This is a genomic window from Enterobacter sp. BNK-34, from assembly GCF_048684445.1.
In the GTDB taxonomy this organism is placed as follows: domain Bacteria; phylum Pseudomonadota; class Gammaproteobacteria; order Enterobacterales; family Enterobacteriaceae; genus Enterobacter; species Enterobacter pseudoroggenkampii.
The window spans coordinates 3,117,423-3,130,766 of the sequence record NZ_JBLQUA010000001.1; the positions used below are offsets into that span (position 1 = coordinate 3,117,423).

Annotated in this window: 13 protein-coding genes; 6 read left to right on the forward strand and 7 right to left on the reverse strand. The window is 57.1% G+C overall.

Annotated features, from left to right (window positions below; translation table 11 throughout):
- Nucleotides 1–51: 51 nt before the first annotated feature.
- On the reverse strand, nucleotides 52–1,047 hold the full coding sequence (gene gapA / locus ACMGG5_RS15270; protein WP_014831506.1) for a glyceraldehyde-3-phosphate dehydrogenase: 996 nt from the start codon (nucleotides 1,045–1,047) through the stop codon (nucleotides 52–54).
- 340 nt (nucleotides 1,048–1,387) lie between these two features.
- Between gapA and msrB the strand changes: the two genes are divergently transcribed.
- Both msrB and ACMGG5_RS15280 read left to right on the forward strand, forming a co-directional pair.
- Complete coding sequence (gene msrB, locus ACMGG5_RS15275) at nucleotides 1,388–1,801, forward strand: peptide-methionine (R)-S-oxide reductase MsrB (protein ID WP_024908573.1); 414 nt, start codon at nucleotides 1,388–1,390, stop codon at nucleotides 1,799–1,801.
- Nucleotides 1,802–1,857: 56 nt separating this feature from the next.
- Nucleotides 1,858–2,121 (forward strand): YeaC family protein, encoded by a 264-nt coding sequence (locus ACMGG5_RS15280; RefSeq protein WP_196239757.1) that lies wholly within the window; start codon nucleotides 1,858–1,860, stop codon nucleotides 2,119–2,121.
- Between the two features lie 60 nt (nucleotides 2,122–2,181).
- On the opposite strand, the gene ACMGG5_RS15285 is transcribed toward ACMGG5_RS15280, so the two are convergent.
- The 4 genes from ACMGG5_RS15285 to sppA all read right to left on the reverse strand — a co-directional run bounded on the left by ACMGG5_RS15285 (nucleotide 2,182) and on the right by sppA (nucleotide 7,244).
- Entirely contained in the window at nucleotides 2,182–3,438 is a 1,257-nt protein-coding gene (locus ACMGG5_RS15285) for a glycoside hydrolase family 18 protein (RefSeq protein ID WP_420278120.1), read from the reverse strand.
- Between the two features lie 218 nt (nucleotides 3,439–3,656).
- A complete protein-coding gene (gene pncA, locus ACMGG5_RS15290) occupies nucleotides 3,657–4,298 on the reverse strand; it encodes a bifunctional nicotinamidase/pyrazinamidase (RefSeq protein ID WP_148769061.1) in 642 nt (213 codons plus the stop codon).
- Between the two features lie 9 nt (nucleotides 4,299–4,307).
- Nucleotides 4,308–5,324, reverse strand: a complete 1,017-nt coding sequence (ansA, locus tag ACMGG5_RS15295; protein ID WP_008500705.1) for an asparaginase — start codon at nucleotides 5,322–5,324, stop codon at nucleotides 4,308–4,310.
- 63 nt (nucleotides 5,325–5,387) lie between these two features.
- Nucleotides 5,388–7,244, reverse strand: a complete 1,857-nt coding sequence (gene sppA / locus ACMGG5_RS15300) for a signal peptide peptidase SppA (protein ID WP_420278121.1) — start codon at nucleotides 7,242–7,244, stop codon at nucleotides 5,388–5,390.
- Nucleotides 7,245–7,411: 167 nt separating this feature from the next.
- On the opposite strand from sppA, the gene ACMGG5_RS15305 reads away from it, so the two are divergent.
- From ACMGG5_RS15305 to ACMGG5_RS15315, 3 genes are all read left to right on the forward strand, one after another.
- Complete coding sequence (locus tag ACMGG5_RS15305) at nucleotides 7,412–7,963, forward strand: NAD(P)H nitroreductase (protein WP_024908568.1); 552 nt, start codon at nucleotides 7,412–7,414, stop codon at nucleotides 7,961–7,963.
- A 116-nt stretch (nucleotides 7,964–8,079) separates the two neighbouring features.
- Complete coding sequence (selD, locus tag ACMGG5_RS15310; protein ID WP_059310988.1) at nucleotides 8,080–9,123, forward strand: selenide, water dikinase SelD; 1,044 nt, start codon at nucleotides 8,080–8,082, stop codon at nucleotides 9,121–9,123.
- 4 nt (nucleotides 9,124–9,127) lie between these two features.
- Complete coding sequence (locus tag ACMGG5_RS15315; protein ID WP_208763777.1) at nucleotides 9,128–11,035, forward strand: DNA topoisomerase III; 1,908 nt, start codon at nucleotides 9,128–9,130, stop codon at nucleotides 11,033–11,035.
- A gap of 71 nt (nucleotides 11,036–11,106) precedes the next feature.
- Here ACMGG5_RS15315 and gdhA read toward each other — a convergent pair whose 3' ends face one another.
- The gene (gene gdhA / locus ACMGG5_RS15320; protein ID WP_024908565.1) at nucleotides 11,107–12,450 is read right to left on the reverse strand and encodes an NADP-specific glutamate dehydrogenase; all 1,344 of its coding nucleotides are present in this window, start codon (nucleotides 12,448–12,450) and stop codon (nucleotides 11,107–11,109) included.
- A gap of 228 nt (nucleotides 12,451–12,678) precedes the next feature.
- Between gdhA and ACMGG5_RS15325 the strand changes: the two genes are divergently transcribed.
- Nucleotides 12,679–12,957, forward strand: a complete 279-nt coding sequence (locus ACMGG5_RS15325; protein ID WP_024908564.1) for a YnjH family protein — start codon at nucleotides 12,679–12,681, stop codon at nucleotides 12,955–12,957.
- Here ACMGG5_RS15325 and ACMGG5_RS15330 read toward each other — a convergent pair.
- Nucleotides 12,914–13,333 carry a pyrimidine (deoxy)nucleoside triphosphate diphosphatase gene (locus ACMGG5_RS15330; RefSeq protein WP_148769057.1) on the reverse strand — a complete coding sequence of 140 codons (420 nt, stop codon included), beginning with the start codon at nucleotides 13,331–13,333 and terminating at the stop codon, nucleotides 12,914–12,916. The two genes, ACMGG5_RS15325 and ACMGG5_RS15330, sit on opposite strands and share 44 nt — an antisense overlap.
- Between the last annotated feature and the right edge of the window lie 11 nt (nucleotides 13,334–13,344).

Consider the following 13,344-nt stretch of genomic DNA (forward strand, 5'->3'; position numbering starts at 1 on the left):
AATAAAAAAGGCGACCGAAGTCGCCTTTTTGGATCAAGCACTCATCTCAACTTATTTAGAGATGTGAGCGATCAGGTCCAGTACTTTGTTAGAGTAGCCAGTTTCGTTGTCGTACCAGGATACCAGTTTAACGAAGTTGTCGTTCAGTGCGATACCCGCTTTAGCATCGAACACGGAAGTGCACACTTCGCCGTTGAAATCGGTAGATACAACGTCGTCTTCGGTGTAGCCCAGAACGCCTTTCATTGCGCCTTCGGAAGCAGCTTTGATTGCTTTCTTAATTTCTTCATAAGAAGCAGCTTTTTCCAGACGAACGGTCAGGTCAACAACGGATACGTTAGGAGTTGGAACGCGGAACGCCATACCAGTCAGTTTGCCATTCAGTTCTGGCAGTACTTTACCTACAGCTTTAGCAGCACCGGTAGAGGATGGGATGATGTTCTGAGCCGCGCCACGGCCGCCGCGCCAGTCTTTGTGAGACGGGCCATCAACGGTTTTCTGAGTAGCGGTGGTTGCGTGAACGGTAGTCATCAGACCTTCGATGATGCCGAAGTTGTCGTTGATAACTTTAGCCAGCGGTGCCAGGCAGTTGGTGGTGCAGGATGCGTTAGACACGATATCCTGGCCAGCGTAAGTTTCGAAGTTTGCACCACGAACGAACATTGGGGTGTTGTCTTTGGAAGGACCAGTCAGAACAACTTTCTTCGCACCCGCAGTGATGTGTTTACGTGCAGTTTCGTCGGTAAGGAAGATACCGGTTGCTTCAGCAACAACGTCAACACCGATTTCGTTCCATTTCAGGTTAGCTGGGTCTTTTTCAGCAGTAACGCGGATGGTTTTGCCATTAACAACCAGGTGGCCGTCTTTCACTTCAACGGTGCCGTCGAAACGACCGTGAGTTGAGTCGTACTTCAGCATGTACGCCATGTATTCAGCGTCCAGGAGATCGTTGATACCAACGATTTCGATGTCAGAACGTTTCTGAGCAGCACGGAAAACAATACGGCCGATACGGCCAAAACCGTTGATACCTACTTTGATAGTCATATATTCCACCAGCTATTTGTTAGTGAATAAAAGGTTGCCTGTAAAATTACAAAAACCTTACGCAGCGTCAAGCGGAATCGTGTCAATCATTGCGACAAATCAATCCTGTGACTAACGTTTGTGCGACTGACTCGCCTCACTTTCCCTTTGAGCTTGCACCCATATGGGGGCTGCGCCTGGATTTTAAAGGCCTCGCAGGATAAAAATGTGAGCATGATCACAATTGCCTGACCGCCTTTTCGCGACAAATAAGTTTAGATCAAAAGTGCACGCAAGGGTGTTAATGTTTTGTTAGAATCCGGGTTAAAAGATGTCTGTTTCTACAGCGAGATGTAAGCATATGTCGAACCAACGTAACCCTGAAGATTTGAAAAAAAACCTCACAGAAATGCAGTTTTACGTGACGCAGAACCACGGGACGGAACCGCCGTTCACCGGGCGTTTACTGCACAACAAGCGGGACGGCGTCTACCACTGCCTGGTCTGTGATGCGCCGCTGTTTAATTCCCAAACGAAATTTGATTCTGGCTGCGGCTGGCCGAGCTTTTACGAGCCGGTGAGCGATGAGGCCATCCGCTACCTGACCGACTCGTCACACGGCATGGTACGCACGGAAATTCGCTGCGGTAACTGCGATGCGCACCTTGGGCACGTCTTCCCGGATGGTCCTCAGCCCACGGGCGAGCGTTTCTGCGTGAATTCAGCCTCAATGAGCTTCACTGACGACGAAAACGGCGACCAGGTGAAGGGTTGAAAAAACGATTCAGCAAATTATTCCTTTGAAAGGGCGGGATTGTGAATATTGATGACATGATTAGCGGTATGACGCCGGAGATTTATCAGCGTCTGGTGACCGCCGTAGAGCTGGGAAAATGGCCCGATGGCGTCGCGCTGACCCCGGAGCAAAAAGAGAACAGCCTGCAGCTGGTGATGCTGTGGCAGGCGCGCAATAACACCGACGCGCAGCATATGACGATCGACACCCAGGGCCAGATGGTAATGAAGAGCAAGCGCGAGCTGAAAGAAGACTTCGGCATCACGCCGAAGCCGATTGCGACGATGAAAATGCAATAACGGTGCGGGTTGATGCCCTCACCCAACCCTCTCCCACGGGGAGAGGGCTTGATTGTCTTACTACTTATGCGGGATCCCGAGCGACGCCGCCAGCTGTTTCGCTAACTGGTTTTCGTCATCCGCGCCGTACTCCCAGAACATCGCTCCGGCGAGCCCTTTCTCTTTGATGTAGTCCGCTTTGATCGCCACGGATCGTGGGTTCTCATAGGAAATCGCAAACAGCGCGTTGCCATCGGTACCCTTCACCGAGAGCCACGGCACTTTTGCCTGGTCGTCCCAGTGCTCGGTAAAACGCTTCTGCGGATCGTTCAACAGCTTTTTCACGATATCGTTGTACTTCACGTAGGTATCTTTGGTCAGGTCATAGCCAAGTGACTTGAACAACCCGATCTCCTGCGGCCCGAAGTAGGGCTGGGTAACCGGATTTTTTTGCGCATCCGGTTTGGTCCAGTCGATCCCCGGCTCTACGGCGCGTTTCGGCACGCGGCCATAGAAACCAATCCCGAGATTCATCTGCTGCGGCTTCAGCCCGGCGGCCAGATAGTTGTTCACCACAAAGTCCACGCTGTATTTGTCCGCGGCGGCCACCGTCGGCCAGGTGCTGGAGTCATACAGGTTGGCGTTAAAATACTGCGTACCGTACGCCATGTCGTAGGTCATCAGGTTGATGTAGTCGAGCAGGGGCGCAATGGCTTTAACATCCACCCAGCTTTTCGGACTTTCCGCATTCGCGCCTACCGCAATGGTGACCAGCTTTTTATGCCCGAACGCGTCGCGCATCTCCTTCAGCAGGGCGGTAAAGTTACCCCGGTCGGCAGGCTGGCTTGCCACCAGCCCCCAGGCGCCGTTGACCGGATACTCCCAGTCGAGATCGATCCCGTCCAGGCCGTATTTGTCGACAATCTCCTGCGCGGAGCGGATGAACACCGCGCGACTCTCTTGGGTTGCCGCTGCGCCAGAGAAGCCGCGCGCGCCCCAGCCGCCGACGGAAAGCAGCACTTTGAGGTTCGGGTTTTGCTTACGCAGAGTGGGGATTAAGGCCAGATCGGACGCCACTTTTGGCGATAGCCAGATTTGATGCAGCTTAGCCGGATCTTTCAGCGCGGCGTTGGTTTCGTCTTTTTCGTCGTTATAGACCAGACCAAACGAGTAGTTCAGGTGGGTGATCTGGCGAACGTCCAGTTTGTTGATATCGCCACCCGGTCCGGCGGTGACATCGCCACCCCCGTTAAAGTAGCCCACGGACATCATGGAACTGGCGGAGGCAACTGACGCGCAAAGCAAGGGTAATGCTGCCAGCAAGGGCAAACGTTTCATACAAGTTCCTCTTTGACTTAATAAAATTAACCACGCCACGGAAAAGGCGTGGCGAAAAAACAGCCTAAAGAGAATAGCATTGCCGCTTCGCTGAGGATGCGAGGGAGTTCACTTTATGAGGGATCGGAGGGGGAGTTTTGCCGGGTGGCGCTGACGCTTACCCGGCCTACGGGGAAAGGTAGGCCGGGTAAGCGTCAGCGCCACCCGGCTTAAAAGGCTTACGCCTGCGTCTCCAGCCAGTCTTCGAGCGTATACAGCGTCGCGCCTTCCGCAGCCATATCCATAAACGCCTGAGCGCTGTCCTGCGGGTGAATGTTCACCCCGCGGCAGCCGTCGGTGATGACGCTGACGGTATAACCTAGCTGGAGCGCATCCAGCACGGTGAACTTCACGCAGTAGTCCGTCGCCAGCCCCAGCACAATCAGCTCCGTGATTTCGTGATGACGTAACCACGCGTCCAGCGCCGTTTTCTGGCGATGCCCGTTATCAAAAAACGCGCTATAGCTGTCGATAGCAGGGTTTTCACCTTTATGGAACACCGCGTCGATGGCTCTCTGATTCAGGAGCGGATGCAGCGCCGCGCCTTCCGTCTGCTGTACGCAGTGATCCGGCCAGAAGGTTTGCGCCAGCCCGTCGAGCTCTCCCTGAGTGAAAGGCTCGACGTTATGCTGGCTGGCAAAGCTGCCGTGGTTCGCCGGGTGCCAGTCCTGGCTTGCGACAACCGCTTCGCCGCGGGCTTTGCACCAGTCTATCAGCGTGTTGGCCACGTCAACGGTGCTGTCACCTTCAGCGACGGCCAGCGCACCGCCCGCGCAGAAATCATTTTGCAAATCGACCAGTAGCAGGGCGCGTTGCTTCATGAGCACTCCTTATTCGTCCGGGGTCAGCTCGCCGCGCAGGTTTTGCATCATCGCGCTGCGAATGGACTGAATGTCCAGATCCTGACTCAGTAAATAGTGAAGTTTAGTCAGCGTTGCCTCAACGGTCATATCGAAGCCGCTGATGACCCCCGCATGCGCCAGCGCGTTGCCGGTGGCATAGCCGCCCATATTCACTTTACCGGACATGCACTGGGTCAGGTTCACCACCACAATTCCGCGCTCGCTGGCTTCCTGAAGCTCTTTCAGGAATTCACCGTTCTGCGGCGCATTGCCTACGCCGTAGGAGCGCAGGATCAGCGCTTTCACCGGCTGGCGCAGGAAGTTACGCACCACGTCCGCAGAGATACCCGGATAGATGGTGACCACGCCAATCGGTTGCGGAGTAATCGGATGCACAATCAGCTCGCCGGCGGTGTTTGGCGCAGGAGGGGTTCCCAGACGACGGATATGAATCCCGGCCTCCAGCAGCGGCTGCAGGTTAGGGGAGGCGAAGGCGTCAAAACCGTCGGCATGGGCTTTGGTGGTGCGGTTGCCGCGATACAGACGATTATTAAAGAACAGCGACACTTCGTTGATCGGGTAATTCGCCGCCACGTACAGGGAGTTCAGCAGGTTGATCTGCCCGTCAGAGCGCAGCTCCGCCAGCGGGATTTGCGACCCGGTGACGATAACCGGCTTGCTCAGGTTCTCCAGCATGAAGGAGAGCGCCGAGGCGGTAAACGCCATGGTGTCGGTGCCGTGCAGGATCACGAAGCCGTCGTACTGGTCGTAATGGGCTTTAATGTCATCCGCGATGTGCTGCCAGTCTTCCGGCGTCATGTCGGAGGAGTCCATCAGCGGCTCGTATTCGTGGATAGTAAAGTCAGGCATTTCCGGACGGTGGAATTCTGGCATCAGTGCAAGCTGACGCTGAAGGTGGCCGGAGACGGGGATATAGCCGTTTTCGGAACGCTGCATACCGATGGTACCGCCAGTGTAGGCTACATAAATCGATTTCTTCTGCATGGTAGTGAGTTCTTGTTCTTCAAAAGAAAAAAATCCCCTCTTCGCGGGAAGAGGGGACGGTTTTTAACGGACGTTCGCGCAGGTCAGGCAAAACGCGTAACGACTCTGTGGATCGTTAAAGGCCGCAAGCTTATCGCTTTCCGCCTTCATCGCTTTTGCCGCCGTGGCGACTGGCGCAGGCAGGTAAGCCTGCAGCGCCTCCGGCAGCATGGCGCGTACCGAGCCGGACATGCTGTCCATGACCATATCGAAGAACGACGGTTCGTCCTGGTAATACTCGATATGCCACTGCTTCAGCTTCGCCAGTTCGGCGGCTTTCTTCACCGCGTCATCGAAGTCACCCAGGCTGTCCACAAGTCCGTTGCTCTTCGCATCCTGACCGGTCCAGACGTGGCCCTGCGCAATCTGGTCGATCTGCTCAGGCGTTTTTTTACGCGAGTCTGCGACCAGGGTGATAAAGCGTTTATAGCCGTTCTCAATGCTGAGCTGCATCATCTCAGAGACTTCCGGCGGCAGAGATTTGGTCACCGACACATCCGCCAGTGGAGAGGTGGCAACCCCATCGGTATGCACGCCCAGAGAATCCAGGCTGTTCTCCACGGTGTTGATCACCCCGAAGATGCCAATCGAACCGGTCAGCGTGCTTGGGTTGGCCACAATGTAGTTGGCTGGCGTTGAGATCCAGTAACCCCCGGAGGCGGCCATTCCGCCCATTGAGACGACGACCGGCTTGCCGGCGGCACGCGCCGCGACCAGTTCAGCGCGGATCACCTCGGAGGCGCTGACGCTACCGCCAGGGCTGTTGACCCGCAGGACAATCGCCTTCACTTTCGGATCGAGGCGCGCATCGCGGATTTGTGACGCGGTAGTATCGCCGCCCACGTTCCCCGGGGTCTCCTGACCGTCCATGATCGCACCGTTGGCAAAGACCACCGCGACGCTGTCACCGCTGTCATCCGGCTTTTTCGTCGAGTAATCATACATGCTGATGGCGCTGTAGTTTTTATCCTCTTTGCTCCAGCCAAACTGCTTGCTCAGGGATTTTTCAATCTCGGCGCTGGTGCCCAGGGCATCAACCAGTTTGTTATCCAGCGCATATTTCGCGGTATCGCCGTCAACCTTACGCAGGCCTTCCAGCACGCCCTGCGCGCCAGGGAACGCCTGCTCAGGCGTAATCTGACGGTTCGCGGCAACGGTGCCCAGATAGTTCTGCCACAGCTCGCCAATCCAGCGGCTGTCCGCTTCGCGGGCGGCAGGGGACATATCGTCGCGGATAAACGGCTCAACGGCGGATTTATAGGTACCGACGCGGAAGACGTGGGTGGTGACCTTCAGCTTGTCGAGCAGCGATTTGTAGTACAGGCCGTTGGTGGCAAAGCCGTGCAGATCTACCGTACCCTGCGGGGAGAGCCAGATCTTATTGGCGAAGCTCGCCAGATAATATTGCCCCTGGCTGTAGCTGTCGCCCACGGCAATCACCGGCTTGCCGCTGTCGCGGAATTCGCGCAGCGCTTTACCGATGTACTGCATTGAAGGCTGATCGCCTCCGGCAAAATCTTTCAGATCCAGCACGATCCCGGTGATGTTACGGTCGTTTTTGGCCTGACGGATGGTATCGACGATATCAAACAGGGAGTTTTCCTGCAGACGATCTGAGGTTGCGCCAAACAGCTGGCGACCAATCACGCTCAGGCGACTGCTGGTGGACGGCTTATCAACGATAACGCCGGTGATATCAAGTAATAGCGCGCCGCGCGTTGAATGCTGCGCCTGATTCGCGTTACTGATATGCATCCAGATGCCCGCGCAAACCAGAACCAGGAAGATGAAGAAGATGTTCATCACCAGGTTGCGGACGAAGTTGAGCAGTCTCCACGTCCATTTAAAGAAACCGGCAATGATTCGCCAAAGGGTTCGCATGTATTCTCCCTAACCAGAAAATGACTGTTTCCGTCGCCACTGGACGGTAATGTTGGGTTATCGTAATGACCCAACCGCCACTTGTCAGCAGGAATCGCCTGCCAGGCTGTAACAAAATCTGCCGCCGTGTTAATTTTGTGAGTAAATTTCAAGAAAGGAGTTAACCAATGGACGCACTCGAACTGCTTGTTAACCGCCGTAGCGCTTCCCGTCTGGCCGAACCTGCCCCGGCAGGCGAGCAGCTGGAGAACATTCTGCGTGCCGGCATGCGTGCCCCCGATCATGGCACACTGCAGCCATGGCACTTCTTTGTAATTGAAGGCGAAGGCCGCGATCGTTTCAGTCAACTGCTGGAGCAGGGGGCGGTGGCCGCCGGGCAGGATGAGAAAGGGATCGACAAGGCGCGCAATGCTCCGTTCCGCGCGCCGATGATCGTCACCGTCGTGGCAAAATGCCAGGCCGACCATAAGGTGCCGGTTTGGGAGCAGGAAATGTCCGCAGGCTGTGCGGTGATGGCGATGCAAATGGCCGCTGTCGCACAAGGCTTCAACGGTATCTGGCGCACCGGCCCGCTGACCGAAAGCCCGGCGGTCCGGGACGGTTTTGGCTGCGGTGAGCATGACAAAATTGTCGGCTTCCTCTACCTCGGCACCCCGCAGCTTAAAGCCTCCAGCACCATCAGCGTGCCGGACACCACGCCTTTCGTCAGCCGTTTCTGATAACGCACGCTAAACTGTCTGGATTCTGAGCATCTGCCGCAGAATTCAGACAGTCACACTTACCTCTTTATGGAATGAGCGCTACCATAGCGCGATTGAGATGACAGGAGACGTCCATGAGCGAGCAAACCATTCGTTTAACGCAGTACAGCCACGGAGCCGGTTGCGGTTGTAAAATTTCCCCGAAAGTGCTGGAGACCATCCTGCACAGTGAACAGGCGAAGTTTGTCGACCCGAACCTGCTTGTCGGCAACGAAACGCGTGACGATGCTGCAGTTTATGACTTAGGTAACGGCACCAGCATTATCAGCACCACCGACTTCTTTATGCCGATTGTCGACAACCCGTTCGACTTCGGTCGCATTGCGGCCACCAACGCCATCAGCGATATCTTCGCCATGGGGGGGAAGCCGATCATGGCGATTGCCATTCTGGGCTGGCCGATCAACACCATCCCGCCGGAAGTGGCACGTGAAGTGATTGATGGCGGCCGTTTTGCCTGCCAGCAGGCGGGGATTGCGCTGGCCGGTGGTCACTCTATTGATGCACCTGAACCGATCTTCGGCCTGGCCGTCACCGGCGTGGTGCCGACCGAACGCGTGAAGCGCAACAGCACCGCGCAGGCGGGCTGCAAGCTGTTCCTCACCAAGCCGCTGGGCATTGGCGTGCTGACCACCGCCGAGAAAAAGTCCCTGCTGAAGCCCGAGCACAAAGGTCTGGCAACGGAAGTGATGTGCCAGATGAACCTCGCCGGTGCGGCATTCGCCAATATCGACGGCGTGAAGGCGATGACCGACGTCACCGGTTTTGGTCTGCTGGGACACCTCTCTGAAGTCTGTCAGGGCGCGGGCGTGCAGGCGCAGATCTGGTATCAGGACGTGCCGAAGCTGCCGGGCGTGGAGGAGTATATTGCTCAGGGCGCGGTCCCGGGCGGTACCCAGCGCAACTTCGCCAGCTACGGTCACCTGATGGGCGAAATGCCTGAGGAGTGGCGCAACCTGCTGTGCGATCCGCAAACCTCCGGCGGCCTGCTGCTGGCGGTGACGCCGGAGTCAGAAGCCGAGGTTCAGGCTACGGCCGCCGAGTTCGGCATCACCCTGACGGCGATCGGCGAGCTGGTGACCGCGCGCGGTGGCCGACCGATGATTGAGATCCGTTAATTCGATGCGGTTGTTTATTGCCGAAAAGCCGAGCCTGGCCCGTGCCATCGCCGACGTGCTGCCTAAGCCGCATCGCAAAGGCGACGGCTTTATCGAATGCGGTAACGGGCAGGTGGTCACCTGGTGTATCGGTCACCTGCTTGAGCAGGCGCAGCCGGATGTCTATGACAGCCGCTACGCCCGCTGGAATTTAAACGATCTGCCCATCGTGCCGGAAAAATGGCGCCTGCAGCCCCGGCCTTCGGTCACCAAACAGCTGAACGTCATCAAGCGCTTCCTGCATGAAGCCGCTGAAATCGTGCACGCGGGTGACCCGGACAGGGAAGGGCAACTGCTGGTGGATGAGGTGCTGGACTATCTGGAGCTGGCGCCGGAAAAGCGTCAGCAGGTGCAGCGCTGCCTGATCAACGACCTCAACCCGCAGGCGGTGGAGCGAGCCATTTCGCGCCTGCGCGCCAACAGCGAGTTTATTCCGCTGTGCGTCTCGGCTTTAGCCCGCGCCCGTGCCGACTGGCTGTACGGCATCAACATGACCCGCGCCTACACCATCCTCGGGCGCAACGCGGGCTATCAGGGCGTGCTCTCCGTGGGCCGCGTGCAGACGCCGGTGCTGGGGCTGGTCGTGCGTCGTGACGAAGAGATTGAGAACTTCGTCGCTAAAGATTTTTTTGAAGTGAAAGCGCATATCGTCACGCCTAAAGACGAGCGCTTTACCGCCGTCTGGCAGCCAAGCGATGCCTGCGAATCCTATCAGGATGAAGAGGGGCGCCTGCTCCATCGTCCGCTGGCCGATCATGTGGTTAACCGCATTACCGGGCAGCCGGCTATCGTTACCAGCTATAACGATAAACGGGAATCAGAACCCGCACCGCTGCCGTTCTCGCTGTCGGCCCTGCAGATTGAGGCGGCCAAAAAGTTTGGCTTGAGCGCGCAGAACGTGCTGGATATCTGCCAGAAGCTCTACGAAACCCATAAGCTCATCACCTATCCGCGTTCGGACAGCCGCTATCTGCCGGAAGAGCACTTTGCCGGACGTCATTCGGTGATGAACGCCATTAGCGTGCACGCGCCGGATCTGCTGCCGCAGCCGGTGGTGAACCCGGACACCCATAACCGCTGCTGGGACGATAAAAAGGTGGACGCCCACCACGCGATTATCCCGACGGCGCGTGCCAGCAGCGTCAACCTGACCGACAACGAAGCGAAGGTCTATAACCTGATCGCCCGTCAGTACCTGATGCAGTTCTGCCCGGACGCGGTGTTCCGCAAATGCGTAATCGAACTGGAAATCGCGAAAGGGAAATTTATTGCTAAAGCCCGTTTCCTTGCAGAAGCAGGCTGGCGCACGCTGCTGGGGAACAAAGAGCGTGACGAGGAGAACGACGGCACGCCGCTGCCGGTAGTTGCTAAAGATGACGAACTGCTGTGCGAGAAGGGCGAAGTGGTTGAACGTCAGACTCAGCCGCCGCGCCATTTCACCGATGCGACGCTGCTGTCGGCGATGACCGGGATCGCCCGGTTTGTTCAGGATAAAGATCTGAAGAAGATCCTGCGCGCCACCGACGGTCTGGGTACGGAAGCAACCCGCGCGGGGATCATCGAGCTGCTCTTTAAGCGCGGTTTTCTTGAGAAAAAGGGGCGCTATATCCATTCGACCGAGCCGGGACGCGCGCTGATTCATTCCCTGCCGGAGCTGGCCGCCAGGCCGGACATGACCGCGCACTGGGAATCGGTGCTGACGCAGATCAGCGAGAAGCAGTGTCGCTATCAGGACTTTATGCAGCCGCTGGTGGGGACGCTTTACCAGCTGATCGATCAGGCGCGCAGCACGCCGGTGAAGCGCTTCAGAGGGATGGTTGCACCAGGCGCGGGGGCGAAGAAACCGTTTAAAAAGAAGAAGAGCGCGGCCTGATACGCCCGGTTTTCTCCCTCTCCCTGTGGGAGAGGGCTGGGGTGAGGGCACCCGGCCGCACGATATAAACCTTAAATCACACCCTGCCCGATCATCGCATCTGCCACCTTCACGAACCCGGCGATATTCGCCCCGCGCACGTAGTTGGTTTGCGACGCTTCACCGCCGTACTCCACGCAGGCGTGGTGAATATCCAGCATGATATGGTGCAGGCGCGCATCCACTTTTTCTGCCTTCCAGCCGAGACGTGCGGCGTTTTGTGCCATCTCGAGGCCGGAGGTTGCCACGCCACCGGCGTTAGCGGCCTTGCCCGGTGCAAACAGCACGCCTGCCTCAAGGAACAGGTTCGTGGCGTCGATGGTGGTCGGCATGTTCGCCCCTTCGGCCACCGCTTTTACGCCGTTGCTAATCAACGTGCGCGCGGCTTCAACGTCCAGCTCGTTCTGCGTGGCGCACGGCAGGGCGATATCCACCGGCACACCCCACGGCTGTTTTCCTTCCAGGTAGGTCAGGCCAAACTCCCGGGCATAATCCGCCACGCGGCCATCGCGGCTGGCTTTGATTTCACACAGGCGCGCCAGCTTCTCTGCCGTAAAGCCCGCTTCATCCACCACCGTGCCGCTGGAGTCAGAGGCGGTTACCACGCGAGCGCCAAACTGCATCGCTTTCTCAATCGCGTACTGCGCCACGTTACCGGAGCCGGACACCGCGACGCGCATGCCTTCAAAGCCTAAACCGTGGCGCTTGAGCATGGCCTCGGTGAAGTAAACCAGGCCGTACCCGGTCGCTTCCGGGCGGATCAGGCTCCCGCCAAACGACAGCCCTTTACCGGTAAAGACGCAGGCGCTGTTGTTGGAGAGCTTTTTCATCATCCCGGCCATAAAACCCACTTCACGTCCGCCGACGCCGATATCACCGGCAGGCACGTCGGTATCCGGGCCGAGGTGACGGTAGAGCTCGGTCATCAGCGCCTGGCAGAAGCGCATCACTTCGCCTTCGCTTTTGCCTTTCGGATCGAAATCACTGCCGCCTTTCCCGCCGCCCATCGGGAGCGTGGTGAGGGCGTTTTTAAAGGTCTGCTCGAAGCCGAGGAACTTCAGAATTGACAGGTTTACGGACGGGTGGAAGCGCATGCCACCCTTAAACGGGCCAATGGCCGAGTTAAACTGCACGCGCCACGCGCGGTTGACCTGCACCTGATTGCGATCGTCCACCCACGTCACGCGGAACTGGATCACGCGCTCTGGCTCGACAAGGCGTTCAAGCAGAGACATCTGGCGATAGCGCGGGTTTTGTTCAAGGAAGGGCCACAGTGTGGTCATCACTTCACGCACGGCCTGCGCGAACTCGCTCTGGTGCGGGTCGCGCTGCTGAACATGGGCAAGGAAACTTTCCAGAGAGCGTGTCTGATCCATATATATAAGAACCTCTTATCGTATTTTATGTGTATTACTTATGCGATTTGTGTTGTTTTTTTGACTATACCACCCGTACTGCTTTGTGTGGCAAGCAGAAATGTAGGGCGAAAGGGAAATTAATGACATGTGCTGCGTCATAACCAAAAGCGATGAAGAGATAAATTAAAGGTTCCGCTCTGGTTTACCGTTATAGTCATTATCAAGGAACAACAGGAAGATGTGTCTATGAACCGTTATCTACTCACCGCGTTATGTCTGATCTTCACTGCTGGCGCGCAGGCTGACCGCATTCGTCCGGATGTGGAAGTGAATGTGCCGCCGGAAGTGTTTAGCTCCAGCGGTCAGAATCAAACGGTGCAGCCCTGCAATCAGTGCTGTATCTATCAGAATCAGAACTACTCGGAAGGGGCCGTGGTGAAAGCAGACGGCGTGCTGTTGCAGTGCCAGCGCGACGAGCGCGTTATCGGTACGAACCCGCTGGTCTGGCGTCGCGTAAAACAATAAACGCTTCCAGCAGCGGAATATCCGCGGGGGCCAGGGCGTAGCCAAACGCCTCTTCCGGCGTACACCACGCCAGCGCGCTGTGGTAGTGCGCCGTGAGCTCGCCGCTAAACGCAGGAACGTGCCAGGCGTGCAGGTTGATTAACCGCTGCGAGACTTCGCGCTGGTGGCTTGCTACATATTGCGCAGGCAGCGCTTCAATACCCAACTCTTCACGCAGCTCGCGGATAAGCGCCTCGGGCTGGGTTTCTCCGGCCTCGACTTTACCGCCTGCAAATTCCCACATGCCCGGCTGGTCGGCGTGGGCAGGGCGCTGTGCCAGTAAAATTTTGTCGTCTTTTTCGATGATGGCGGCAACGACATCGAGTGTTTTCAGCATGGTCGTCAATA